The sequence below is a fragment of the Variovorax sp. PAMC26660 genome, from assembly GCF_014302995.1.
Taxonomy (GTDB): Bacteria; Pseudomonadota; Gammaproteobacteria; order Burkholderiales; family Burkholderiaceae_C; genus Variovorax.
On record NZ_CP060295.1, the window covers coordinates 6063577 to 6086986 of the forward strand.

General features: G+C 66.5%; 22 protein-coding genes. 10 read left to right on the forward strand and 12 right to left on the reverse strand.

Annotation, left to right across the window (positions count from 1 at the left end; translation table 11 throughout):
• Positions 1 to 10: 10 nt before the first annotated feature.
• Positions 11 to 1696, forward strand: a complete 1686-nt coding sequence (locus H7F35_RS28520; protein ID WP_187109877.1) for a hypothetical protein — start codon at positions 11 to 13, stop codon at positions 1694 to 1696.
• A 4-nt stretch (positions 1697 to 1700) separates the two neighbouring features.
• On the opposite strand, the gene H7F35_RS28525 is transcribed toward H7F35_RS28520, so the two are convergent.
• Complete coding sequence (locus tag H7F35_RS28525; RefSeq protein ID WP_261803392.1) at positions 1701 to 2108, reverse strand: hypothetical protein; 408 nt, start codon at positions 2106 to 2108, stop codon at positions 1701 to 1703.
• 94 nt (positions 2109 to 2202) lie between these two features.
• Here H7F35_RS28525 and H7F35_RS28530 point away from each other — a divergent pair, with 94 nt between their 5' ends.
• Complete coding sequence (locus H7F35_RS28530) at positions 2203 to 2931, forward strand: DUF1266 domain-containing protein (RefSeq protein ID WP_187109878.1); 729 nt, start codon at positions 2203 to 2205, stop codon at positions 2929 to 2931.
• 51 nt (positions 2932 to 2982) lie between these two features.
• On the opposite strand, the gene H7F35_RS28535 is transcribed toward H7F35_RS28530, so the two are convergent.
• The 7 genes from H7F35_RS28535 to H7F35_RS28565 all read right to left on the reverse strand — a co-directional run bounded on the left by H7F35_RS28535 (position 2983) and on the right by H7F35_RS28565 (position 11158).
• A complete protein-coding gene (locus H7F35_RS28535) occupies positions 2983 to 3843 on the reverse strand; it encodes an oxaloacetate decarboxylase (protein ID WP_187109879.1) in 861 nt (286 codons plus the stop codon).
• A 22-nt stretch (positions 3844 to 3865) separates the two neighbouring features.
• On the reverse strand, positions 3866 to 5062 hold the full coding sequence (gene prpF / locus H7F35_RS28540) for a 2-methylaconitate cis-trans isomerase PrpF (RefSeq protein WP_187109880.1): 1197 nt from the start codon (positions 5060 to 5062) through the stop codon (positions 3866 to 3868).
• A gap of 25 nt (positions 5063 to 5087) precedes the next feature.
• Complete coding sequence (gene acnD / locus H7F35_RS28545) at positions 5088 to 7712, reverse strand: Fe/S-dependent 2-methylisocitrate dehydratase AcnD (protein WP_187109881.1); 2625 nt, start codon at positions 7710 to 7712, stop codon at positions 5088 to 5090.
• 68 nt (positions 7713 to 7780) lie between these two features.
• On the reverse strand, positions 7781 to 8764 hold the full coding sequence (locus H7F35_RS28550) for a tripartite tricarboxylate transporter substrate binding protein (protein WP_187109882.1): 984 nt from the start codon (positions 8762 to 8764) through the stop codon (positions 7781 to 7783).
• Positions 8765 to 8883: 119 nt separating this feature from the next.
• Entirely contained in the window at positions 8884 to 10050 is a 1167-nt protein-coding gene (gene prpC / locus H7F35_RS28555) for a 2-methylcitrate synthase (protein ID WP_187109883.1), read from the reverse strand.
• Entirely contained in the window at positions 10047 to 10442 is a 396-nt protein-coding gene (locus tag H7F35_RS28560) for an acyl-CoA thioesterase (RefSeq protein ID WP_187109884.1), read from the reverse strand. Before H7F35_RS28560 ends, prpC begins: the two co-directional genes overlap by 4 nt.
• Before the next feature lie 137 nt (positions 10443 to 10579).
• Positions 10580 to 11158 carry a VOC family protein gene (locus tag H7F35_RS28565; protein WP_187109885.1) on the reverse strand — a complete coding sequence of 193 codons (579 nt, stop codon included), beginning with the start codon at positions 11156 to 11158 and terminating at the stop codon, positions 10580 to 10582.
• Positions 11159 to 11312: 154 nt separating this feature from the next.
• On the opposite strand from H7F35_RS28565, the gene H7F35_RS34920 reads away from it, so the two are divergent.
• The 5 genes from H7F35_RS34920 to H7F35_RS28585 are packed head-to-tail and all read left to right on the forward strand — an operon-like array spanning position 11313 to position 15763.
• The gene (locus H7F35_RS34920) at positions 11313 to 11996 is read left to right on the forward strand and encodes a carboxymuconolactone decarboxylase family protein (RefSeq protein WP_261803393.1); all 684 of its coding nucleotides are present in this window, start codon (positions 11313 to 11315) and stop codon (positions 11994 to 11996) included.
• A complete protein-coding gene (locus tag H7F35_RS28570) occupies positions 11993 to 13108 on the forward strand; it encodes a LacI family DNA-binding transcriptional regulator (RefSeq protein WP_261803394.1) in 1116 nt (371 codons plus the stop codon). The genes H7F35_RS34920 and H7F35_RS28570 overlap by 4 nt, the downstream gene beginning before the upstream one ends.
• Positions 13105 to 13914, forward strand: a complete 810-nt coding sequence (locus H7F35_RS28575) for an SDR family NAD(P)-dependent oxidoreductase (protein ID WP_187109887.1) — start codon at positions 13105 to 13107, stop codon at positions 13912 to 13914. The genes H7F35_RS28570 and H7F35_RS28575 overlap by 4 nt, the downstream gene beginning before the upstream one ends.
• Before the next feature lie 50 nt (positions 13915 to 13964).
• A complete protein-coding gene (locus H7F35_RS28580; RefSeq protein WP_187109888.1) occupies positions 13965 to 14945 on the forward strand; it encodes a Bug family tripartite tricarboxylate transporter substrate binding protein in 981 nt (326 codons plus the stop codon).
• 20 nt (positions 14946 to 14965) lie between these two features.
• Positions 14966 to 15763, forward strand: a complete 798-nt coding sequence (locus H7F35_RS28585) for an SDR family NAD(P)-dependent oxidoreductase (protein WP_187114444.1) — start codon at positions 14966 to 14968, stop codon at positions 15761 to 15763.
• 34 nt (positions 15764 to 15797) lie between these two features.
• On the opposite strand, the gene H7F35_RS28590 is transcribed toward H7F35_RS28585, so the two are convergent.
• From H7F35_RS28590 to H7F35_RS28605, 4 genes are all read right to left on the reverse strand, one after another.
• Positions 15798 to 16592: an alpha/beta fold hydrolase gene (locus H7F35_RS28590; RefSeq protein ID WP_187109889.1), complete on the reverse strand. Its 795-nt coding sequence runs from the start codon at positions 16590 to 16592 to the stop codon at positions 15798 to 15800.
• 113 nt (positions 16593 to 16705) lie between these two features.
• Positions 16706 to 17392 (reverse strand): RraA family protein, encoded by a 687-nt coding sequence (locus tag H7F35_RS28595; protein ID WP_187109890.1) that lies wholly within the window; start codon positions 17390 to 17392, stop codon positions 16706 to 16708.
• Between the two features lie 14 nt (positions 17393 to 17406).
• Positions 17407 to 18393 carry a Bug family tripartite tricarboxylate transporter substrate binding protein gene (locus H7F35_RS28600; RefSeq protein ID WP_187109891.1) on the reverse strand — a complete coding sequence of 329 codons (987 nt, stop codon included), beginning with the start codon at positions 18391 to 18393 and terminating at the stop codon, positions 17407 to 17409.
• On the reverse strand, positions 18390 to 19619 hold the full coding sequence (locus H7F35_RS28605; protein ID WP_187109892.1) for a pyridoxal phosphate-dependent aminotransferase: 1230 nt from the start codon (positions 19617 to 19619) through the stop codon (positions 18390 to 18392). The genes H7F35_RS28600 and H7F35_RS28605 overlap by 4 nt, the downstream gene beginning before the upstream one ends.
• A 102-nt stretch (positions 19620 to 19721) precedes the next feature.
• Here H7F35_RS28605 and H7F35_RS28610 point away from each other — a divergent pair, with 102 nt between their 5' ends.
• From H7F35_RS28610 to H7F35_RS28620, 3 genes are all read left to right on the forward strand, one after another.
• Positions 19722 to 20726 carry a LysR family transcriptional regulator gene (locus H7F35_RS28610; protein ID WP_187109893.1) on the forward strand — a complete coding sequence of 335 codons (1005 nt, stop codon included), beginning with the start codon at positions 19722 to 19724 and terminating at the stop codon, positions 20724 to 20726.
• A 249-nt stretch (positions 20727 to 20975) separates the two neighbouring features.
• Positions 20976 to 22199: a CaiB/BaiF CoA transferase family protein gene (locus H7F35_RS28615; RefSeq protein WP_187109894.1), complete on the forward strand. Its 1224-nt coding sequence runs from the start codon at positions 20976 to 20978 to the stop codon at positions 22197 to 22199.
• Between the two features lie 6 nt (positions 22200 to 22205).
• A complete protein-coding gene (locus tag H7F35_RS28620) occupies positions 22206 to 23372 on the forward strand; it encodes an acyl-CoA dehydrogenase family protein (protein ID WP_187109895.1) in 1167 nt (388 codons plus the stop codon).
• Positions 23373 to 23410 lie beyond the last annotated feature (38 nt).

Genomic DNA, 23410 nt, shown 5'->3' on the forward strand with positions numbered 1-23410 from the left:
GCCTCATCCTATGACCCTCCTGATCGACACCGTCATTCCCCGCACGCTGGCGCAACTGATCGAGCGCTTTACCGCGAATCCGGTGACTCGGATCGAGGCCTGGCTGTTCGAGGATGCGGCAGCCCGCCGGGCGGCAGAGCAAACCCTGGCCAGGGCGGGAGTGAAAGCCGTGCTGCGCAGCGCGTACAAGCCGCTGGTGCACTTCTTTCTCGAAGAGTTCGATGGCACCGGAATGGGCGAGATCGCGGTTCAGACACCTGCAGGCAAGGGCCAACGCTTCCGTCTCGAAGCCTATCCACTGGCAGGCCTGATCGGCGATGCAGCCACGCTGCGGTTCGTCGAGGGCACCGCTCTTCAGTCGGACTATCGCGTCACGGCCGGCAACAGGCACTGGCAGGTGTTCGCACCGAACGACGACACCGCGTCGCCATGCGGCTGGTTGCGCGTCTGGCAAGGCGACACGCTGACCGAAGACGCGGCGCTGCGAACCGAATGCGAGATCGCCTGCGACGCCGCACTCGGCGCCGTTCGCCGCCACGCATGGCCGGCCACGCTGCCGCTGTTCGACACACTGGAAATCGACATCGCGACCACCGGCATCGAGCGGCGGCTCTCGTTCGGCCACGAGACCATCAGCACCTTCGAGGGGCTTCATGAAGACTGCTACTACGGCGCCCTGGAATTCTTCAAGGCGCGTGCAGGCCTGGCCGATGCCGACCGCACGCTGCAGCCGGGACAGATCGTTCCGTTGATCTCGCAAGTCGATGGGGACACGCGCGTCGCGGTGCGGCTCACAACCCATCGCCGCGTCGATCCACCCGCAGGCGGTGCAGTGGCGCTGGACACCGCCGATCGTTCGCTGGTGCCCGCAGAGGTCGAGCTTGCCGTGGCGGCGCTTCCTGGCGAGCCGTTCTCCGTGACCTCGCACCAGGGTAGAAAGGTTGCCGGCGTTCATGTGCGCGGCGCGCTGCCGGGCCTGGTGGTCACCGCTGGACAGCATGCGAACGAAAGCTCGGGCGTGGTCGGTGCATTGCGCGCGGCCCGCCACTTGAACCGCGAGCGCGGTGCCCACTACGCGCTCGTGCCGCTCGAAAACCCCGACGGTGCGGCGCTTCACCACCATCTGCAAGAAAGCCATCCAGCGCACATGGCGCATGCGGCCCGGTACACGGCACTCGGGGACGATCTGGAGGCGCGGATCACACCGCCCTTCGGAGAAAAGGCCGCGCGGCTCGAAGCCATCGAACGCACCGGTGCCCGGCTGCACCTGAGCCTGCACGGCTATCCCGCCCACGAGTGGACGCGCCCCCGCGCCGGCTATGTGCCACGGTACAACGAGTTGTGGACGGTGCCCAAGGGCTTCTTCCTGATCTTGCGTCGCCACCCGGGGCACGACGGCATGCGCTTCCTGAACGCGCTCACCGAGGAGCTGCAGTCCGGTTCAGCGGAGCTTGCCGAGTTCAATGCGAGCCAGCAGCGCATGTGGCATGCCCATGTGGGCGAGCTGCCATTCGAGCGCATCAACGGCATTCCCTGCATGGTCATGACCGACAAGCGTTCCACGGTGCCGTTCACGCTCATCACGGAGTTTCCCGACGAAACGGTTCGCGGCCCGGCGTTCCGGCTGGCCCACACGACGCAGATGCGAACCGTGCTGGCTGCGGCGCACCTGTACTGGAAGGGCCTGCTGGACTGATTCCCTAAACAGCCACCAGCGCGGCATCGACCCGCCGTGCCCGATGGTCGATGTAGTAGCCGCCGAACTCGGTGTAGCGCAGCACCAGCCGCGCACAGGCCACACAGCGGAACACGTCGCAGCGGTTGAACGGAAAGTGTGCGACCGAAATCGGCGCATCGGCCGAGTCGTAGCGTGTGCCGTTCGGATGGAATTCTTCAAAAGTGGGTTCGTCGATGTCGTCGGCGCGCAGTGTACCGACGCGCTGGAGCAGGTCGGCGGGCCAGCGCTCTTCGGTGATGCTCTCCCAGGAATCCGTCCGGTGCAGCCAACACCCGCAGGCGGATACGGTCGACTGTTCACCGGCTTCGGCGAGCTGCTTCAGTTCGTGGGCATTCAACGGCATCTTTTTCAGCGAGAGATCGGGAGGCATCGAATATAGCCAGCTACGCTATGGCATTCGCGCCCAGGCCCGCCCGGACATCGTCGGTTCGGACCTTGCATCTCGGACAGGCAAAGGAAATCTCTTGGCATCCTCTACCAACTACACACCGGCGCTGGTCGTCGGCATGCTGATTCTTGCGCTGGTCATGTACCTTCGGGAACGGCGAGCGTCACGCAACGACGACGTCAGCGATCCGCTGCTTCAGCGACAACTGGCGCTCGGTGCGATCTACGGTCGCCTGAACAGCATGGACGAACGCACCCTGAGCGGCCGGAAAGACATGCGCCATGCCAAAGAGGTCAAGCAGATGCTTGAAACCGTGTGGCATGTCGGAGGGCGCGAGGCGCCCGCGCGCATGCGCGAGCAGATGAATGCCGGCCTGCAGTCCGGCCATCGTTCGGACCCCGGTCTTTGCCGGCAGGCCGAGCGGCTTGCCGCCGAGGAACGGGCACAGGCGGGGCAGGCCGTCGATGCGGGAGCGTCTGCAAGCCTGGCGCATCGCGCGCTGCTGGCCTGGGACGTGGCCCGCTATGCCAACCTTGCGCGCCACGGGTTCTACGTGGGCTACCTGACGCGCACGGAAGCGTTGGGTTTTCTGCGGCAGGCCCACGAACTCAGCTTCGATCAGTTCGGCTCATGGGCCGACTTCGGCGAGGGCGTTCTGTTCAGCAAGCGCGTCTTCGACGCGCAGTTGACGCCGGCCGAGAAAGAGGCGGTCTCGCACTACGACGATCTGGCGGATGCGATGCATGCACTGCTGCGCGATCCGCAGTCGGCCTGGAACCGCGTTGCCTGGGCTGCTTCGCGCTAGTTGATTGGACGCGAAAAAGTCAGTTCGGCTTCGACTTCCTTCTCGCATTCGTCACGTATAGCGCTTCTCCAGCGCATCCCACTCCGGCTTGCCCACCAGCCGCTGGCGCTCTGCGAATGTCACGACCAGGCCGCTGGATTCCTGCACTTCCTTCTCGTCGCGCAGGACAGTCAGGGCCTTCTGCATGCCGGCGACGGCACCCTGCAGAGTGGCATTGGCGTAGAGGACGATGCCGTAGCCCAGCTCGCCCAGGTCCGTGGCGTTGAAGATCGGGGTCTTGCCGCCGATCACCATGTTCATCAGTTGCGGCTTGGCCAGGCGTTGGGGCAACGAACGGATCTCGTCGGCGCTGGTGACTGCCTCGACAAAGAGGATGTCGGCGCCAGCCTCGGCGAATTTCTGCGCCCGCTCGACCGCGGCCTCGAAGCCGTGGACGGCCGCCGCATCGGTGCGCGCCATGATCAGCAGGTCCTGGTCCTGCCGTGCGTCGACGGCCGCCTTGATCTTGCTCACGGCTTCTTCGGTGGAGATCACTTCCTTGCCCGAGAAATGGCCGCAGCGCTTGGGCGCCACCTGGTCTTCGAACTGGATGCAGTCGGCGCCGGCACGCTCCAGCGTGCGCACCGTGTGGCGCACGTTCAAGGCGTTGCCGAAGCCGGTATCGGCATCGACGATCAGCGGCACCGAGACCGCATCGCGGATGCGCGCCGTGTGGTCGGCGATTTCGGCCAGGCCCATGAAGCCCTGGTCGGGCATGCCGAACCACATGTTGGTGACGCCTGCGCCGGTGATGTAGATCGCCTTGAAGCCCAGGTCTTCGATGACCTTGGCGGACAGCGCATTGAAGGCGCCTGGAACGATCAGGCCGCGACGGGCCTCGGCGAGGGACTTGAGTTGCTTGCGGGTGGACATCAGAGAAATTCCATTCAATCAATCAGAAACTGTCGCCGGGTACGCGCACCCAGCCTTCCATCAATACACGGGCGCTTCGGCTCATCAGGGCCTTGGTCACCACCCATTCACCACCATCGACCTTGCGCGCTTCGGCACCGACGCGCAGCGTGCCCGAAGGGTGGCCGAAGCGCACGGCCTGGCGCTCGCCGCCGCCGGCCGCAAGGTTCACCAATGTGCCGGGAATCGCTGCGGCGGTGCCGATGGCAACCGCGGCCGTGCCCATCATGGCGTGGTGCAGCTTGCCCATGGAGAGCGCACGCACGAGCAGGTCCACGTCCGCCACCTTCACGGCCTTGCCGCTGGAGGCCGTGTAGCCAGTGGGAGGTGCGACGAAGGCCACCTTGGGCGTGTGCTGGCGCCTGGCCGCCTCGCCGATGTCCTTGATGAGGCCCATCTTCACCGCGCCATGCGCGCGGATCGCCTCGAACATGGCCAGCGCCTTCGCATCGCTGTTGATCGCGTCCTGCAGCTCGGTGCCTGTGTAGCCGATCTCGCCGGCGTTGACGAAGATGGTGGGAATGCCCGCGTTGATCAGCGTGGCGCGCAAAGTGCCCACGCCAGGCACTTCGAGGTCATCGACCATGTTGCCGGTCGGGAACATCGCGCCGCCGCCGTCACCGTCTCCTTCGTCGGCCGGGTCGATGAATTCCAGGGGCACTTCGGCGGCGGGAAAGGTCACGCCGTCGAGTTCGAAGTCGCCGGTTTCCTGCACCTCGCCTTCGACGATGGGTACATGGGCGACGATGGTCTTGCCGATGTTGGCCTGCCAGATGCGCACGGTGCACGTGCCGTTCTGGGGCACGCGCGACCGGTCGATCAGGCCCTGCGAAATCGCGAACGGCCCGACCGCTGCGGACAGGTTGCCGCAGTTTCCCGACCAGTCGACGAAAGCGCTGTCGATGGAGACCTGGCCGAACAGGTAGTCGACGTCGTGCTCCGGTCGCGTGGAGCGCGACAGGATCACCGTCTTTGAGGTGGAGGAGGTGGCCGCGCCCATGCCGTCGATCTGCTTGGCATAAGGGTCGGGGCTGCCGATGACGCGCAGCAGCAGCGCATCACGCGCCGGCCCGCTTTGGCGCGCTGCCGCAGGCAGGTCCTGCAGGCGAAAGAACACGCCCTTGCTGGTGCCGCCGCGCATGTAGACGGCGGGAATCTTGATCTGGGGAACGGATGCCATGGTGATGGGAATGGTGGTTGTCTTCTCAGGCGGCCGGCTTGTTCTCGGCCAGGAAGTCTTGCGCAAAACGCTGCAGCACGCCGCCTGCCTCGTAGATAGACACTTCTTCCGCCGTGTCCAAACGGCAGGTCACCGGCACCTGCAGCGTGTCGCCGTTCTTGCGGCGAATGACCAGCGTGAGGTCGGTGCGCGGCGCGGGCTCGCCGGCCACGTCGTAGGTTTCGGTGCCGTCCAGGCCCAGCGTGAGGCGCGTGGTGCCGGGCTTGAACTCCAGCGGCAGCACGCCCATGCCGAGCAGGTTGGTGCGGTGGATGCGCTCGAAGCCCTCGGCCACGACCGTCTCCACGCCGGCCAGGCGCACGCCCTTGGCGGCCCAGTCGCGCGACGAGCCCTGGCCGTAGTCGGCACCGGCCACGATGATCAGCGGCTGCCTGCGGTTGAGGTAGGTCTCGATCGCCTCCCACATGCGCACGACCTGGCCTTCAGGCTCGATGCGCGCGAGCGAGCCCTTCTTCTGAACGCCATCGACCACCGCCATCTCGTTGACGAGCTGCGGATTGGCGAAGGTGGCGCGCATGGCCGTCAGATGGTCGCCGCGGTGCGTGGCGTAGGAATTGAAGTCTTCCTCCGGAAGGCCCATCTTCGCCAGGTACTCGCCGGCGGCACTGTCCCGCATGATCGCGTTGGAGGGCGACAGGTGGTCGGTCGTGATGTTGTCCGGCAGGATGGCCAGCGGTCGCATGCCGCGCAGCGTGCGCGGATTGGCCGCGAGCGCGCCCACGCCCTCGCTGTCCCAGTAGGGCGGGCGGCGGATGTAGGTGGACTGCGGCCGCCAGTCGTACTGCGGGCTCACCTTTTCGCCGTTGTCCGCGTGGATCGCGAACATGGGCTCATACACCTTGCGGAACATCTCGGGCCGCACAGAGGCCGCGACGATGGCATCGATCTCTTCATCGCTCGGCCAGAGGTCCTGCAGGCGGATTTCCTTGCCGTCCACCACGCCCAGCACGTCGCGCTCGATGTCGAAGCGCATGGTGCCCGCAATGGCGTAGGCCACGACCAGCGGTGGCGATGCCAGGAAGGCCTGCTTCGCATAGGGATGGATGCGGCCGTCGAAGTTGCGGTTGCCCGAGAGCACCGCGGTGGCGTACAGGTCGCGCTCGATGATCTCCTGCTGGATTTTCGGCTCCAGCGCCCCCGACATGCCGTTGCAGGTGGTGCAGGCGAAGGCGACGATGCCGAAGCCGAGCTGCTCCAGCTCGTGCAGCAGGTCGGCATCGCGCAGATACAGCTCCACCGCCTTCGAGCCCGGTGCCAGCGACGACTTGACCCATGGCTTGCGCTGGAGGCCCAGCCGGTTGGCATTGCGCGCCAGCAGCGCGGCCGCGATCACGTTTCGCGGGTTGGAGGTGTTGGTGCACGAGGTGATGGCCGCGATGATCACGGCGCCGTCGGGCATCAGGCCCGCCGCCTCCTGCAGCCTGGCTTCGGCAAGACCGACAGCGATGTTGCGCTCGGCCAGTTGCGAGGTCGGCAGCCGGCGATGCGGATTGGACGGGCCGGCCATGTTGCGCACCACGCTGGACAGGTCGAACTTCAACACGCGTTCGTAGCTGGCCGTCTTCAGCGCGTCGCCCCAGAAGCCGGCCGTCTTCGCGTAGGTTTCGACCAGCGCGACCTGCGCATCTTCTCGACCCGTGAGCCTCAGGTAGGTGAGCGTCTGGTCGTCGATGTAGAACAGCGCGGCGGTGGCGCCGTACTCGGGGCACATGTTGGAGATGGTGGCGCGGTCGCCGATCGTCAGGCCTAGCGTGCCTTCGCCGAAGAACTCCAGGTACGCACCGACCACCTTTTCCTTGCGCAGGAACTCGGTGAGCGCCAGCACGATGTCGGTGGCGGTGATGCCCGGCTGGCGCCGGCCGGTCAGCTCCACGCCGACGATGTCCGGCAGGCGCATCCAAGAGGCGCGGCCCAGCATCACGTTCTCGGCTTCGAGGCCGCCGACGCCCACCGCGATCACGCCCAGCGCATCGACGTGCGGCGTGTGGCTGTCGGTGCCCACGCAGGTGTCGGGGAATGCCAGGCCGTCTTGTACGTAGACCACCGGAGACATCTTCTCCAGATTGATCTGATGCATGATGCCGTTGCCCGCCGGGATCACTTCGACATTGGCGAAAGCGCGCTTCGTCCAGTCGATGAAATGGAAGCGGTCTTCGTTGCGGCGGTCTTCGATCTGCCGGTTCTTCTCGAAGGCCTGCGGATCGAATCCACCGCACTCCACCGCCAGCGAGTGATCCACGATCAGTTGCACCGGCACCACCGGGTTCACCTGCGCGGGGTCGCCGCCTTCCGCGGCGATGGCATCGCGCAGGCCCGCCAGGTCGACCAGCGCGGTCTGGCCCAGGATGTCATGGCACACCACGCGCACCGGGAACCAGGGAAAGTCGCGATCGCGCCGGCGCTCGATGAGTTGCAGCAGGCATTCGTCCAGGATGGCGGGGTCGCAGCGGCGCACCAGGTTCTCGGCATGCACGCGCGCGGTGTAGGGCAGGGTGTCCCAGGCGCCGGGGCGCAGCGCATCGACCGCGGCGCGGGCGTCGATGTAGTCCAGGCCGGTGCCCGGGAGTTGTTTTCTGTAGGGGGAGTTCATCGTGGCGAATCGGTCAATGGGCCCGGCGCAGCAGGCTGCGCCGGGCGCTTCTTCTGGAAGAAGCAGGTTTATTCGGAGCGGATGTTGTTGTCTTTCACGACCTTGGCGTAGCGCGGAATCTCCGTACGGATCAGCGCCCCGAAGTGCTCTGCCGTTCCGCCTGCGGACGACACGCCGGTGGGCTCGAGCTTGGCGTTGAGTTCGGGCGCCTTCAGGCCGGCATCGAGTGCGCCGTTGAGTTTGGCCAGCACGGCGGCCGGCACGCCCTTGGGTGCGATCAACCCGTGCCATGCCACCACGTCGTACTCGGGCAGGCCGCCGGCCTCGGCAATCGAGGGAATGTCCGGGTAGGCCTGCAGGCGCTGCGCCGTGGTGACGGCGAACGCGCGCAGCCGGCCCGACTGCACGTGCGGCATCAGCGCCTCCGTGCCCGCGATCAGCATGTCCACGTTGCCCGCCACCAGGTCGGTGACCGCCGGCCCCGTGCCACGGTAGGGCACATGCGTGGCCTTGACCTTGGCCATGCCGAACATGTACTCGGTCACGATGTGCAGGTGGCTGCCGTTGCCGGCCGAGGCGAAGGTCAGCTTGCCGGGGTTCTGCCGCCCGTAGGCAAGCAGCTCCTGCAGGTTCTTCGCCGGCACCTTGGCCGGGTTGACGCACAGCACGTAGGCGCCCTTGGACAACTGGATCACCGGCGTCATGTCGGCGATGGGGTCGAAGCGCAGCTTGTACAGCGAGGGGTTGACCGTGTAGCTGCCCGCAACCAGCAGCAGCGTGTAGCCGTCGCCGGGCGTGTGCAGCGCGTACTCGGTGCCCAGCGTGCCGCCGGCGCCAGGGCGGTTGTCCACCACCACGGCCTGGCCCAGCCGCTGGCTGAGCACGTTCGATGCAACGCGCGCAATGAAGTCGGAGCCTCCGCCGGGGGCGAAGGGGCAGACGATCTTGAGCGGCTTGCCCGGAAAGGCATCCTGGGCCCAGCCCGGGCGGGCTGCGGGAAGTGCCAGCCCGGCCAGGGCAGCGGATGTGAAGGCGCGGCGATTCAGGGTCATGCAGTTGTCTCCAGTGTTGTTGTTCATGCGTCCCGCGACGGTGCGCCATCGCGGTGGCACACCGTAGTTTGCACCTCGCAGACTTCAGGCGCCGCCGGATACCGGAGATCGTGTACGGCTCAGACGCGTGCCTCGATCGGCACGAACTCAAGGTCCTCGGGACCGGTGTAGTTGGCGCTCGGGCGAATGATCTTGTTGTCGACCCGCTGCTCGACGACGTGCGCGGCCCAGCCGCTGGTGCGTGCGATCACGAACAGCGGCGTGAACATCGCAGTGGGCACGCCCATCATGTGATAGCTCACCGCGCTGAACCAGTCGAGGTTGGGGAACATCTTCTTGACCTCCCACATCACCGATTCGAGTCGCGCCGCAATGTCGTACATCTTGGCCGAGCCGGCTTCATCGGAAAGCTGCTTCGCCACGCCCTTGATGACCCCATTGCGCGGATCGCTCACGGTGTAGACGGGGTGGCCGAAGCCGATCACCACCTCCTTGGCCTCCACGCGGCGGCGGATGTCGGCCTCCGCCTCGTCGGGCGAGTCGTAGCGCTTCTGGATCTCGAAGGCCACCTCGTTCGCGCCGCCGTGCTTGGGGCCACGCAAGGCGCCGATCGCGCCTGCGATGGACGAATACATGTCGCTGCCGGTGCCGGCGATCACGCGCGCGGTGAAGGTCGAGGCGTTGAACTCGTGCTCGGCGTACAGGTTCAGCGAGGTGTGCATGGCGCGCACCCAGGCATCGGAGGGCTTGTGGCCATGCAGCAGGTGCAGGAAGTGGCCGCCGATGGAGTCGTCGTCGGTCTCCACGTCGATGCGCTTGCCCTGCGTGCTCCAGTGATACCAGTACAGCAGCATCGAGCCGAGCGAGGCCATCAGGCGGTCGGCGATGTCGCGTGCGCCGGGCAGGTTGTGGTCGTCCTTCTCGGGCAGGATGCAGCCCAGCGCCGAGACGCCCGTGCGCATCACGTCCATCGGGTGGGCGCCGGCGGGCAGGCTCTCCAGTGCGCCCTTCACGTTCGCCGGCAGGCCGCGCATGGCCTTCAGCCGCGCCTTGTAGGCCTTGAGTTCGGCGCGCGTGGGCAGCTTGCCGTGCACCAGCAGGTGGGCGATTTCCTCGAACTCGCAGACCTCGGCAATGTCCAGGATATCGTAGCCCCGGTAGTGCAGGTCGTTGCCGGTGCGGCCCACGGTGCACAGCGCGGTGTTGCCCGCCGTCACGCCCGACAGGGCAACGGATTTCTTGGGTCTGAAGCCTGCCGGTGCGGCGGTTTCGGTCGTGGTGGTCATGCGGTTTCCTTGTCCAGATAAGAGCGATCAATGGCAGCGGGGCGACCGGCGGCATTGACCGCCACCATCTCGAACACGCCCTTGAGGACTTCTTCCGTGGGAGCCCCTGGCGTGTCGGCCAGGCCGGTCACGCACACGGTCATCGAACAGCGGCCGATGCGGCTGACCCATCCGCGCAGGATGAGTTGATGGCCGACCGGCACGGGCGAGAGAAAGCTGACGCTGGTCACGCCGGCCATCACCACCTCGCGCTGCGCCAGGCCGCGCGCGGCCAGAAAGGCCGCCTTGGTCATCAGCTGCAGGCCCTGGCCGGCAAACAACGTGCCGCGGTGATTGGCATGCACCGGCAGCACCAGTTCGCGAAGTTCGGTGGTTCCAACGGATGTCGTCATGGTTCGCAATCTACGCAGAAAGGCCTTCGGAGAGAAGGACTGAAAGGGCGAAGACTTGCGAACGGGAGAGAGGCGATTTGCGAATGTTGTGAATTCGGTGATGGGGCAAGGGTGGCATCAACACCCGTGGGTGCAACTCAGGTGGTGCTTGCGGGAGAAGAGCGGGCAAGGTCCACGGTCGCGCCGGCCACGCGGCGGATCGGCTCGGTGTGCCCGTCCCAGGCCTCGGCCACGGCTGCGATCTGCTGGAAGTAGGCGCCTTTGCCGCCCGTGGTTTCCGACAGTTCGATCATCCCGCTGGGCAGGTCCGTATGAACGAAGTACGCGAAGCGCCCGCGCGTGCCCATGCGCCCGCCGTGGCCCTCCACATAGCCGGCCTCGCGAAGCTGTTGGTGCATCGCGTCGAAGCGGTCGTCGGTCCAGTAGGCGATGTGCTGCGCGCATTCCCCGTTGCGCGCCAGCGTGTCGAGATAGAGCGACGGCGCGTCGTTGCGCTGCTGGATCAGCTCGATCTGCAGGCTGCCTGAATTGGCGAGCGCGATCGACAACGCGGGCAGCGCCGAGTCTTGCCCGTAGTAGCGAAATTCCGTGGTGCCCACCGCCTCTTTGTAGAACCACGGGCCGACGCCCAGTGCGGTGCTCCAGTGCGCCATGGCCTTCTCGATGTCGCGCACGACGAAGCCGACCTGCCTTGCGGCGCCGAAATGGATGCTCATACGGAAATCTCCTGAATGTAAAAACGTTTACGCATTCATTGTTCTTCGTTGATTCACAAGGCAGGAGCGGGTTTTTACGGATGGAGGCCATGCATCGACAAGGCGCAAACTGAGTGCTTGTAGAAACGTTTCTACAGCCCTTCATTCAAAGCCCATGTCTGCTGCCCCCCTCACTTCCGCCGTTGCCCTCCCAAGCACCGCCCACGATCTCGCGGCGTCGACGCGCATGCCCCTGCGCGCGCCGCCCTATACCGATGCCGTCGCCAAGGCGGTTGGGAACAGTGCCTTCAAGGGCGGGCTGTCACCGCAGAACCTGCGGCTTGTGCTGGCGCATGAACCGCAACTGGCCACCGCGTTCCAGCAGATGGCGCATGTGGTGCTCTTCAAGGGCGCGGTGTCGGAGCGCGAACGCGAGATCGCGATCATCCGCACCGGCGCGCTCACGCGCTCCGAGTACGAATGGGGCATGCATGTGAGCATCTATGCCGAGCGTTGCGGGCTGAGCGAAGCGCAGGTGCTGGAGCTGACGCTCGGCCCTGTGAGCCACCCGCTGAGCGAGGCGTTGTGGACCGAGAAGGAGCGCGTGATCGTGCGCATGGTCGACGAGCTGCACGCGCATTCGACCGTGGGCGATGCCACCTGGCAGGCGCTGCGCGCGCACTGGCCGCACGACCAGATCGTCGAGCTGATCCTGGCGTCGAGCTTCTATCACATGGCCGCGTTCTTCCTCAACAGCACGGGCGTGCCGCTGGAAGAGGGCGCGCGGCGCTTTCCCCCGGGGCTGATGCAGGCCGAGGTTCCAGAGGAGGCGCCACACGCCGGGGGCGCGGCATCGTGAGCACCCGGCGCCCGACACCCGCTGCCGCCGGCCGCCGGCCGACCATTCGCGACGTCGCGGAACAGGCCGGCGTATCGATCGGCACCGCCTCGCGTGCGCTCAACCGTGCGGGCCGCGTGAGCCCAGCGGCCATCGCCGCCGTGCAGGCCGCCGCCGACCGGTTGGGCTACGAGCCCGATGCCATCGCCCAGAGCATGCGCACGCGCAGCACCGGCGTGGTGGGCCTGCTGGTGTCGGACCTGGCGAATCCGCTCTACGCCCGCATCGTCAACGCGGTGGAAGCACGGCTGCAGCGCGACGGCTGCGCGCTGCTGCTGGCCAACACGCACTCCGACGCCGCGCGCGAACGCGCCATGATCGATTTCTTCCGGCGCCGCCGCGTCGACGGGCTGATCCTCGGCCCCTGCGAACTCGAACGCCCGGAGCTGCTGGACACGCTGCATGCGCAGGGCATGCCCGTGGTTGCGCTCGACCGGGACTTCAACGCCGGCGTCAGCGGCGTGCACGTGGACCATTTCCATGGTGCGCTGCAGGCCACGCGCTACCTGCTGAACCTGGGCCACACCCGCATCGCGCTGCTCACGCCCGGCAAGGCCGTGCGGCCGGGGCGCGAGCGCATCGACGGGTTTCGCGCGGCGTTCGCGGAGCGTGGCATGCAGCCGGAGCCACGCTTGATTCGCGCCGAACCCTCGGCGATGGAATTCGCGTTCAGCGAAGTGCTGGCCTTGCTCTCGTCGCCGCAGCCGCCGACGGCCTTCGTCTGCCTCGGCACGCGGCTGCTGGCCGGCGTGTTGCAGGGGCTGCGCCATTCGGGCCTGAGCGCGCCCGACGATGCCAGCGTGATCAGCGTCGGCGACACCGACCTGTCGCAGCTTTTTTCGCCCGCCATCACCTCGCTCACCTGGGATTTCGACGCGGTCGGCAGCGCGCTTGCCGAGCTGATGCTCAAGCGGCTGCCCACGGCACCGGCGCATGACGGCCTGGAAGCGGAGCGCATCGTCATCACCACGCAAATGGTGCTGCGCGAGTCCTGCAGTCCGCCGGCCGCACCGCGCCCGGCGCCGCGCGAGGCCGTGCCGTTGCGCAAGCCCACGAAGCGGACGGCGGAATGAACAACGCCACCCGTTCGCCGCAGCCGCTGCGGCTCGATGGCAAGGCCGCCATCGTGGTTGGTGCTGGCACCCCGGCAGGGGCCCTGAGCAACGGCGCCGCTTGCGCCATCACCTTCGCCCGCGAAGGCGCCCGAGTGCTGTGCGCCGACCGCTCGCTCGATGCCGCACACGAAACCGTGCGCCGCATCGAAGCCGAAGGCGGCCAGGCGAGCGCCATCGTGGCCGACGTGCAGAGCGCCGAACAACTGCGGGCCATGGTCGACGCCTGCCTGTCGCTGCATGGCCGCATCGACGTGCTGCACAACAATGTCGGCATCGAGGAGTTCGGCGAGCTGCTCGACATCACCGAAGAATCGTGGGACCGCGTGCACGCCATCAACCTGCGCGGCGCGATGCTGGCCGCGCGCGAGGCCATGCCGCACATGATCCGCCAGCGCGGCGGCTCGATCATCAACATGTCTTCGATTGCCAGCCGCAAGTGGAGCCCGATGCAGTTCCTGTCGTACAGCACGTCGAAGGCGGCGCTGAACCACATGACGCGCGTGGTGGCGCGGCAGTACGCACAGCACCAGGTGCGCTGCAACGCGATCGTCGCGGGCCTCATCGACACGCCGCACGCCGCGGCGCTCTACCCGGATGCGGCCGCCGCACAAGCCGGCCGCCAGCAGCGCGACGCCCGCTGCCCCATGGGCCGGCAGGGTTCGCCGCAGGACATCGCCAACGCAGCGCTGTTCCTCGCGTCCGACGAGTCCGCCTACGTCACCGGCCTGGAGCTGGTGGTGGACGGCGGCGTGTCGCTCGGCTGAACCTGCCGCAGCCGCGCGCGCAGAACAAGACAACCACCTGGAGACAAACCATGAAGAAGACGATGCTGGCCCTCGGCCTGCTGATGGGCCTGGGCGCCGCGCTGCTGCCAGCCGGCGCGCAGGCGCAGGCCGCGGGCGACTATCCGTCCAAGCCGATCCGCATGATCCTGCCGTTCGCGGCCGGCGGTGGCGGCGATCTGCTGGGTCGCGTGCTCGGCGAGCAGATGGGCAAGCGCCTCAAGCAGAGCATCTTCGTGGAGAACAAGGTCGGCGCGGCGGGCACGCTGGGCACCCACATGGTGGCGATGGCGCCGGCCGACGGCTACACGATCATGATCGGCGGCATGACGACGCACGTGCTGGCGCCGGCCACGTACTCGAAGCTGCCGTACGACCCGGTGAAGGACTTTTCCGTCATCGGCCGCATCGGCAACTCGTCGATCCTGGTGCTCGCGACCAACGACTTCCCCGCCAACAACCTCAAGGACTTCATCGCGCTCGCCAAGGCCAAGCCCGGCTCGGTGCAGTACGGAAGCTGGGGCATCGGCTCGACCGGCCATTTCTGCGGTGAAGTGCTGGCGCAGAAGGCGGGCCTTGAACTGCAGCATGTTCCGTTCAATGGCACCACGAAGCTGGTGGGCGACATGCTCGGTGGTCACATCCAGGTCGGCCTTGTCGACATGGCCACGGGCACGCCGTACGTGAAAGACGGCAAGCTCAAGGCCCTGGCCGTGTGCACCCAGCGTTCGCCCAGCGTGCCGAATGTGGCCAGCTACAAGGAGCAGGGCATCGATTTCGACCAGACGCTCAGTTGGGTGATGTATGCGCCGGCCGGCGTGCCCAAGCCGGTGCGCGATGCGATCGCCGGCGCGCTGCAGGCCTCGCTCAAGGAGCCCGACGTGGTCACCAAGCTGCTCAACCTTGGCATCTCGGTCGATTTCGTGCCGGGCGAGCAGCAGGCGGCCATCAATGCACGCGACGTGCAGGTCTGGAAGAAGGTGGCGCAGGACGCCAACCTCAAGCTCGATTGAAAAAAGAAAGCGAACACGGCATGCAGGCACCCGTCACTCCCTCGTCCCGGCTGCTGCAAGGCTGCACCGCCGTCATCTCCGGTGCGGGGCGTCCTCGCGGCATCGGCAAGGCCACGGCCCGTCTTTTCATCGAGCATGGCGCGCGCGTCGTCTTGCTGGACCTCGACGGCGAAGGGGCGCAGGCCGCGGCGCGTGACGTGGCCGGCAGCGACGAAGGCCTGGCCCTGGGCCTCGCCTGCGACGTCCGCCAGCGCGGCGACTGCGAAGCCGCGATTGCACAGGTACTGGCCTGGGCGCCCGGCGAGGGCCGCATCGACGTGCTGGTCAACAACGCCGGACTCACGCAAAAGCGCGGCCTGGCCGACATTGCCGACGACGACTACGCGCTCATTACCGATGTCGTGCTTCGCGGCACCTTGCAACTGTCGCAGGCGGTGTTGCCGGCGATGCGTGCGCAGCGCAAGGGGAGCATCGTCTGCATCTCCTCGATGTCGGCGCAGCAGGGCGGCGGCATCTTCGGCGGCGCGCACTACTGCGCTGCCAAGGCCGGCGTGCTGGGGCTGACGCGTGCCATGGCGCGCGAGCTGGGGCCGGACGGCATCCGCGCCAACGCGATCGCGCCGGGGCTCATCCTCACGGACTTCTCGCGCAGCGGGCGCACGGACGAAGAAAAGCACGCGTCCACCAGCGGCTGGCCGCTGCGCCGCGCGGGGCATGCGAGCGAGATCGCGGGGGCCTGCCTGTTTCTCGCGTCCGAGCTTTCGTCTTATGTCACGGGCGCGACGATCGATGTGAATGGTGGTGCGCACATGGGTTGAGCCGGCAGGCCTTCACAGCGAGCGCTCTTCGCCCTTAGCTGTCGTTCAGCCCCTGCAGGAATTGCGCAATCGACGGATTGACCACTTCAGGATGCGTCAGGTTGGCCGCATGGCCGGCGCCCGGCACGGTGACGAGCTGCACGTTGGGAAGTGCCTTGACCATGGCCATGGCGCGCGACAGGTCGATGGCCTTGTCGGCTTCGCCGTGAACCACGAGGGCAGGCACAGTCACTTCAGGAATTCGCGCGCTGATGTCGTCGCGCATGGCCAGGGTGGTGAAGCACTGCAGCAGGTTGACGACTTGCGTCTGCTTCCATTTGGCGCGCCAGGCTGCCGCACCGGACCATCCGTCGCCGAGGATGATGCTTTCGATCACGCCCGCGTTGGCATCGCTGAGGCCGTTGCGGGTCCAGTCCTCCAAGAGGGCCTGGTGATGGGGCATCTGGGTCGGGTCCTCGAGCATCGCCTGGGTGTCGATCAGGATCAAGGCGCGCACCAGTGCCGGATGCGTCAGCGCGCAGCGCAGCGACAGGTAGCCGCCTTGCGACATGCCTGCAAGGACTGCGCGCCGGACGCCCAGATGGGCGAGCAAGGCGGCGAGGTCGTTCGCGGAGTCGTAGTACGTGAAGGGCGCGCAGGTATCGGTAGCGGTGCGGCCGTGGCCGCGCTCGTCCCACACGATGCAGCGATGGTGCGACTTCAGCGCAGCCACCTGCGGCTCGAACATGCTGCCATCCATCAACAGGCCGTGCGAGAACACAACCGCAGGGCCGTCGCCGCCGCTGTCTTCGTAGTAGAGATTCTGTCCATTGACCTGCGCGTATGGCATGTTTGTCGTCTCCTGAAGTGAGGCGATGTTAGGCACAAACAGCACGTACGCGGCTTGGTGCGCAGTAACCTGTGCGACTTCTCGAGGCTCAGCCCGACCTCCGCTATCTGGTTTTACAAGCTCTCGTTTTCCTTCAGCACACCGGCGTTGCGCAGCGCAGAGTCCAGCCACTTGGCCGCCGTGTTGCCTTTCTTGATGGCATCGATGCGCGCTGCTTCATCCTCGACCTTCTTTTCCGCAGCCTGAAGAAGCATCTCGATCTTCTCCCGCTCGACGACCACCACGCCATCGGCATCGCCGACAACGAGGTCGCCAGGACGAACGGTTACGCCGCCGACGGACACCGGATGTCCGATTCGCCCGGAGGCCAGCTTCGTCGGGCCGTTGGGATTGGTGCCGATCGAGAAAACAGGAAAGTCCATCTCGTCGATCTCGACGCTGTCGCGCACCGCGCCATCGATGACCACGCCGGCGATACCGACCTGCCTGCAGGCGTTCATCATGATCGTGCCCATCAGGGCGGCGCTCTGGTCGCCCTTGCCATCGATCACCAGCACGTCGCCGGGCTTTGCCAGCGCGATGGCGGCGTGGATCATCAGGTTGTCGCCCGGCCGCACTTCGACCGTGAGCGCGCTGCCAGCCAGCTTCATCCGGTGGCGCAAGGCCTGGATGCGACCGTGCAGGGCGCCCCGGCGGCCTGCCACGTCGGCAAGGATGGCAGGCTGGAACGCCGCGGCCTGCCGGACCAGATCGGAGGGAACGCGCTCGAAGTCGCGCACGATATCGGGAAGCTGTTTCATAGTCTGTCTCTTTCTTACTCGGCCTTGACGTCGGCGTCCTTCACCACGCGGCCCCACTTGCGCTTGTCAGCGGCCAGGAAGGCGCGGAACTGCTCGGGGGTGCTTCCCACGGGCTCCAGTCCGTCGGCGGCGAGCCGCTTGGCGATCTCTGGCATCGCGAGCACCTTGGCAACTTCGCGCTGAATGCGCTCGACCACGGCTGGTGGCGTGTTCTTTGCCGCGCAGATGCCGGCCCAGGTCACGGGGTCGAAGTCCGGAACGCCAGCTTCCGTTACGGTCGGAATGTCCGGAAAGGCCGCGAGCCGGCGCGGGCTGGCCACCGCCAGTGCGCGCAGCTTGCCCGCGCGCGCGTACTGCATCGAGCTGACGGGCTGGTCGAAGATCATCGAAACCTGGCCTGCAATGAGATCCGTCATCGCCTGGCCGGTGCCCTTGTAGGCCACGTGGACGATGTCGATGCCCGCGCGGCTCTTCAGCATCTCCCCGGCAAGATGCCCGCCGGTGCCCGTGCCCGAAGAGGCGAAGTTGATCTCCCCGGGCTTCTGCTTGGCGTAGGCAACGAGTTCCTTGACGCTCTTCACCGGCAGGGTTGCATTGACCAGCAGCATGTAGGGTGCGTTGACGACCTGGGTGACCGGTGCGATGTCTTTCTCGGGATCGAAGGGCATGTTCTTCAAGATGTGCGGCTGGATCGACAAGGTTCCCGTGGTGCACATCAGCAGCGTGTGCCCGTCCGCAGGCGCACCGAGCATCGTCGATGCCGCGATGTTGCCGCCGGCGCCGGGCCGGTTTTCGACCAGGACCTGCTGTCCGAGCCCTTCGGCCAGCTTCGGGGCGATCAGGCGTGCCACCACGTCGTTGGAGCCACCCGGTGAGAAGCCGACGAGGATCTTCACCGGTTTCGACGGGAAGGCATCTGCAGCCTGCGCCGGTGTGGCACCGAGCCAGACGGCGCCCGCGGCAAGGGCCGGCAGCAGCGTGAGAAGAGGGCGAAGTTTCATTGCGGTTCCTGGTTGATGGCTTGGCCCGAGAGTTCGCCGCGCGCCCGCGCAATGCGGCGGCAACCCTCCAGCAGTTGTTCGGTGCTGGCGGCAAATGAGAGACGGAAATGCGACGGCACGCCGTAGGCGCTGCCTTGCAACGCCGCGAGATCCTGCGAATCGAGCAAGTGCATCACCCAGTCGTCACTGCTCTCGATGACCGCACCCTTGTGCGAGCGAAGACCGAACAGCGCGCTGCATGACGCGAAGACGTAGAACGCGCCGTCCGGCACATCGCAACGAATGCCGTCGATGGCATTGAGCGCAGCAACCACCGTGTCGCGCCGCTTCTCGTATTCGCGCCGGTTCGAGGCAATCGTGTCTTGCGGCCCGGTCAGCGCCGCGACCGCTGCGGCCTGGGCGATCGAGTTGGGGCCGGAGGTGCTTTGCGACTGCAGCTTGACCATCGCCTTGATCAGCGCCGCAGGGCCTGCGCCGTAGCCGATGCGCCAGCCTGTCATTGCGTAGGCCTTGGAAACGCCGTTCACCGTCAGCGTGCGGTCCTTGAGGTCGGGCGCCACCTGGGCCATGGTGGCGAATTCGACATCGCCATAGATGAGGTGCTCGTAGATGTCGTCGGTCAGCACCCAGACCTGCGGGTGGCGCCGAAGCACCTCGGCCAGTGCCTGCAGTTCGTTGCGCGTGTAGGTCGCGCCGCTCGGGTTGTTCGGCGAGTTGAGCATCAGCCAGCGTGTCCTGCCGGTGATGGCGCGCTCCAGGTCCATGGGCTGCAGCTTGAAGCCTGCCGCCGCCGGACAGTCGACAAAGACCGGCACGCCCCCGGCCAGCAGGGCGATGTCCGGGTAGGACACCCAGTAGGGCGCCGGCACGATGACTTCGTCGCCCGCTGCAACCGTGCACATCAGCGCGTTGAAGATCACCTGCTTGGCGCCGGTGCCGACGATGATCTCGCCCGGCGCGTAAGACAGCCCGTTCTCATTCAGGAACTTGCCTGCGATGGCTTCCTTCAGCATCGGCGTGCCGCCCACATCCGTGTACCGTGTCTGGCCGTCGGCCATCGCCCGGATTGCCGCTTCCTTGATGTGCCCGGGTGTCTCGAAGTCGGGCTCGCCCGCGGTGAGGCCGAGGATGTCCCGGCCCATCGCGCGCAGTTCGCGCGCCCTCTGGCCGGCCATGGAACTGGGGGATGGTTTGATTCGATTCAGGCGTGGTGCGATGTGAAGCATGCCCGCAGTATCAAAGTCGGAGTGCCGCAGGACAAACGAGAAATCGGAGGAGCGAGGTATTCCTTTTTTTCCTGGCAGCCCATCGGCGTACATTCCGCAGCTATGAACTTCACCTTCAAGCAGCTGGAGGCCTTTCTCTTCAGCGCCAAGCTCCAGAGCTTCAGCGCCGCGGCGGTGAAGCTGCACACCACGCAGTCGGCCATCTCCAAGCGCCTGGCGGAACTCGAGGAATCTCTGGGCGGCCCCTTGCTGCATCGCACCTCCCACGGCCTGGAGTTGGCCCAGCCCGGCCGCGAACTGCTGCCTCTCGCGGAAGAGGCCCTGCGCCTGTGGCAGCGCATCCAGCACGACATCAGTGTCGACAAAACGCTGCGCGGCACCTTCCGCGTGGGCGTGACGGAGCTGATCGCCATGACCTGGCTCACACGCCTGATTCAGTTGCTCCAGAAGCTGCATCCCCAGCTCACGCTCGAGCCGGTGGTGGACGCGGGGTTGACGCTCTTCGAGCGCCTCGAAGCCAACAAGCTGGACCTGTCCATCATGCCCGGCATCTTCTGGGGGCAGGCCTTCGAATCGATCAAGGTGGGGCAGGTCGATCAGGCCTGGATCGCGAGTCCGCGGCTGGACATTCCCCATCGGGCACTGAAACCGCACGAGTTCGCCGACTACCCGGTGATCGAGCAGCCCGCTGGCGCCTCGAAGAACAGGTTCTACGAGGCGTGGCGCGCGGAGCACGGATTCCGCTTCGGCAAGGTCATGCTGACGAACAGCACGACCGTCTTGCGCGAATTGACGATCAGCGGCTTCGGCATCAGCCAGCAGGCACTCGACTATGTACGCCCGGACATCAAGAGCGGCCTGTTGCGCATCGTGAAGAGCGACCCCATGCCGCCGCCGCTGGTCTATAGCGCGGTCTACCGGCGCGACAACGCCAGTCCGGCGCTGGCGCGCATCGTCGAGCTGGCCGTCAAGACCTGCGACTTCACCTTGCGGGCAAGCCAGCACGACGTGGTCGTTGCACGCCCGCCGCGAGGCTCGGGCTCGACGGTACGGCAACGCGCGCTGCGCCAAGGTGCGAAGGCGCCAGCCAGGAAGGCCCTGAGGTAGGCGTCCATATCCGATGCCACGCTCCCTCTGCGCCAGCAGATCGGAGTCTCGTGATCTTTGCCGCAACGCAACAAGCAACTGATACCGCGCGCGTATCGCCCGACACCCAGACGGTATTTCACGGCGAGCCTTCGTCCCCCTAGCATCGTTCCAACGATACGGAGACCGAATGGATACACGGACAGCGCATGCGGTGAGTCGCTTGCATCCCGGCGCAGCACAGCCGACTTCAAGAAAACGGGTTTCCCCATGAGCGGCCCCCTTGAAGGTGTGCGCATCGTCGACATGACCTCGGTGCTGATGGGGCCCTATGCCACCCAGATCCTCGGCGACCTCGGCGCCGACGTCATCAAGATCGAACCACCCGGCGGCGACACCGTTCGCGGCATCGGGCCCGGCCGGAACCCCGGCATGGGCGGCATCTTCCTGCACGCCAATCGCAGCAAACGCAGCGTGGTGCTGGACCTCAAGCAGCCCGATGGCCGCGCCGCGCTGTTGCGGCTGGCCGCCGATGCCGACGTGCTCATCTACAACGTTCGACCGCAGGCCATGGCGCGCCTGGGACTGGACTACGCGGCCGTTGCCGCCGTCAATCCGCGCATCCTGTATGTCGGCGTGTACGGCTACGGTCAGGACGGGCCGTACGCGGCCAAGCCCGCCTATGACGACCTGATCCAGGGCGCAACCGCGATTCCCACCTTGAGCGTGCGCGCGGGCGCCGACGTGCCGCGCTACGTTCCCAGTGCGATGGTGGACCGTATCGTGGGCATGAGCGCGGCCAATGCGGTGTCGGCAGGCCTGTTCCATCGCGAGCGCACTGGCAGAGGGCAGTCGATCGACGTGCCCATGTTCGAGACCATGGCGCAGTTCGTTCTCGGCGATCACATGGGCGGCCACACCTTCGAGCCACCCATCGGGCCTGCCGGCTATGCGCGGCTGCTCAACGAGCACCGCCGTCCCTATGCCACGCTGGACGGTCATCTGTGCGTGCTGATCTACAACGACAAGCAGTGGAGGACCTTCTTCGGCCTGATCGGCAAGACGCAGGAGATGGAGGCCGATCCGCGCTTTCGCACCATCGGCCGGCGCACCGAGAACATCGGCGAGCTGTACCAACTGGTCGGCCAGGTGATGAAAACCCGCACATCGGCCGACTGGACCGCACGGCTCGAAGCCGCCGACATCCCCGTCATGCCGATGCACACCCTCGAGTCGCTGATGGAAGACCCGCACCTCGCAGCCGTGGGATTCTTCGAAACCGTCGAACACCCCAGCGAAGGGCGGCTGCGCACCATGGCGATCCCGACGCGGTGGTCTGACTCGCCCCCCGTGGTGTCGCGCCAGGCGCCCCGGCTCGGCGAGCACAGCGCCGAGGTGCTGGCCGAGGCCGGCTACAGCACGGCGCAGATCGAGGCGCTTGCTGCGCAGGGCGCCACGTTGTTGCCCGCCGAACTGATTTCCGAAGCGAGCTGAAACCCCATGGTGTTGAACCTTTCACCCGAACACCGCGAGATTCGCGAGTCGATCTTCAAGACCTGCGCGCGCTTCGATGCCGACTACTGGCTGGAGAAAGACCGCGTCGGCGGATTCCCCTTCGAGCTGCATCAAGCGCTCGCGCAAGACGGCTGGCTCGGCATCTGCATTCCCCCGGCCTACGGCGGCACGGGGCTGGGCATTGCCGAGGCCGCGGTGATGATGCAGGCCATCGCGGAGTCGGGGGCCGGCATGAGCGGCGCATCGGCCGTGCACATGAACATCTTCGGGCTGAACCCGGTGATCGCGTTCGGTACCGAGGCGCAGAAGCAGCGCATGCTGCCGCCGCTGATCGCGGGCACCGAGCGCGCCTGTTTCGCAGTCACCGAGCCCAACACCGGCCTGAACACCACGCAGTTGACGACCCGTGCGGACCGCCACGGCGACCACTACCTGATCCACGGCGCCAAGACCTTCATCTCCACCGCCAGCAGTGTCGAGAAGATGCTGATTCTTGCGCGCACCACGCCCCTGGCCGATGTACGCAGCCGCAGCGAGGGCCTGAGCCTTTTCTACACCACCATCGACCGTGCGCGCGTGGAAACGCGCGAGATCGACAAGATGGGCCGCAAGGCGGTGGACACCAACCAGGTCTTCATCGACGGACTGCGGGTGCCGGTGGAGGACCGCATCGGTGAAGAAGGCAAGGGCTTCCACTACATCCTGCACGGCATGAATGCCGAGCGCATCCTCGTCGGCGCCGAGGCGGTGGGGCTGGGCCGTGCGGCATTGGCACGGGCCACGCAGTACGCGAAGGAACGCGTGGTGTTCGACCGCCCGATCGGAAAGAACCAGGCCATCCAGCATCCGCTGGCCGAATGCTGGATGCAACTGGAAGCGGCGAACCTCATGGTGTTCCATGCCGCCGAAAAGTTCGATCGCGGCGAGCCCTGCGGCGCCGAAGCCAACGCGGCCAAGTACCTGGCGGCGGAGGCCGGCTACAAGACCTGCGAGACCGCGGTCATGACGCACGGCGGCTACGGCTACGCCAAGGAATACCACGTCGAGCGCTACCTGCGCGAATCGCTGATCCCGCGCATCGCGCCGATCAGCCCGCAGCTGATCCTGTGCTTCATTGCCGAGAAGGTGCTCGGCCTTCCCAAATCGTATTGACCCGAACGGAGCGACCTCTTGATCCAGCTGAACACCGG

Excerpts from the sequence above, each read along its gene's own strand:
- H7F35_RS28580 (WP_187109888.1), top strand. The coding sequence starts at position 13,965 with ATGAAGAAGACGATGCTGGCCCTCGGCCTGCTGATGGGCCTGGGCGCC.
- H7F35_RS28575 (WP_187109887.1), top strand. The coding sequence starts at position 13,105 with ATGAACAACGCCACCCGTTCGCCGCAGCCGCTGCGGCTCGATGGCAAG.
- prpC (WP_187109883.1), bottom strand. The coding sequence starts at position 10,050 with ATGACCACCACGACCGAAACCGCCGCACCGGCAGGCTTCAGACCCAAG.
- H7F35_RS28585 (WP_187114444.1), top strand. The coding sequence starts at position 14,966 with ATGCAGGCACCCGTCACTCCCTCGTCCCGGCTGCTGCAAGGCTGCACC.
- H7F35_RS28560 (WP_187109884.1), bottom strand. The coding sequence starts at position 10,442 with ATGACGACATCCGTTGGAACCACCGAACTTCGCGAACTGGTGCTGCCG.
- H7F35_RS28590 (WP_187109889.1), bottom strand. The coding sequence starts at position 16,592 with ATGCCATACGCGCAGGTCAATGGACAGAATCTCTACTACGAAGACAGC.
- prpF (WP_187109880.1), bottom strand. The coding sequence starts at position 5,062 with ATGGCATCCGTTCCCCAGATCAAGATTCCCGCCGTCTACATGCGCGGC.
- H7F35_RS34920 (WP_261803393.1), top strand. The coding sequence starts at position 11,313 with ATGTCTGCTGCCCCCCTCACTTCCGCCGTTGCCCTCCCAAGCACCGCC.
- H7F35_RS28610 (WP_187109893.1), top strand. The coding sequence starts at position 19,722 with ATGAACTTCACCTTCAAGCAGCTGGAGGCCTTTCTCTTCAGCGCCAAG.
- H7F35_RS28535 (WP_187109879.1), bottom strand. The coding sequence starts at position 3,843 with ATGTCCACCCGCAAGCAACTCAAGTCCCTCGCCGAGGCCCGTCGCGGC.
- H7F35_RS28550 (WP_187109882.1), bottom strand. The coding sequence starts at position 8,764 with ATGACCCTGAATCGCCGCGCCTTCACATCCGCTGCCCTGGCCGGGCTG.
- H7F35_RS28520 (WP_187109877.1), top strand. The coding sequence starts at position 11 with ATGACCCTCCTGATCGACACCGTCATTCCCCGCACGCTGGCGCAACTG.
- H7F35_RS28615 (WP_187109894.1), top strand. The coding sequence starts at position 20,976 with ATGAGCGGCCCCCTTGAAGGTGTGCGCATCGTCGACATGACCTCGGTG.
- H7F35_RS28525 (WP_261803392.1), bottom strand. The coding sequence starts at position 2,108 with ATGCCTCCCGATCTCTCGCTGAAAAAGATGCCGTTGAATGCCCACGAA.
- H7F35_RS28605 (WP_187109892.1), bottom strand. The coding sequence starts at position 19,619 with ATGCTTCACATCGCACCACGCCTGAATCGAATCAAACCATCCCCCAGT.
- H7F35_RS28565 (WP_187109885.1), bottom strand. The coding sequence starts at position 11,158 with ATGAGCATCCATTTCGGCGCCGCAAGGCAGGTCGGCTTCGTCGTGCGC.
- acnD (WP_187109881.1), bottom strand. The coding sequence starts at position 7,712 with ATGAACTCCCCCTACAGAAAACAACTCCCGGGCACCGGCCTGGACTAC.
- H7F35_RS28600 (WP_187109891.1), bottom strand. The coding sequence starts at position 18,393 with ATGAAACTTCGCCCTCTTCTCACGCTGCTGCCGGCCCTTGCCGCGGGC.
- H7F35_RS28620 (WP_187109895.1), top strand. The coding sequence starts at position 22,206 with ATGGTGTTGAACCTTTCACCCGAACACCGCGAGATTCGCGAGTCGATC.
- H7F35_RS28595 (WP_187109890.1), bottom strand. The coding sequence starts at position 17,392 with ATGAAACAGCTTCCCGATATCGTGCGCGACTTCGAGCGCGTTCCCTCC.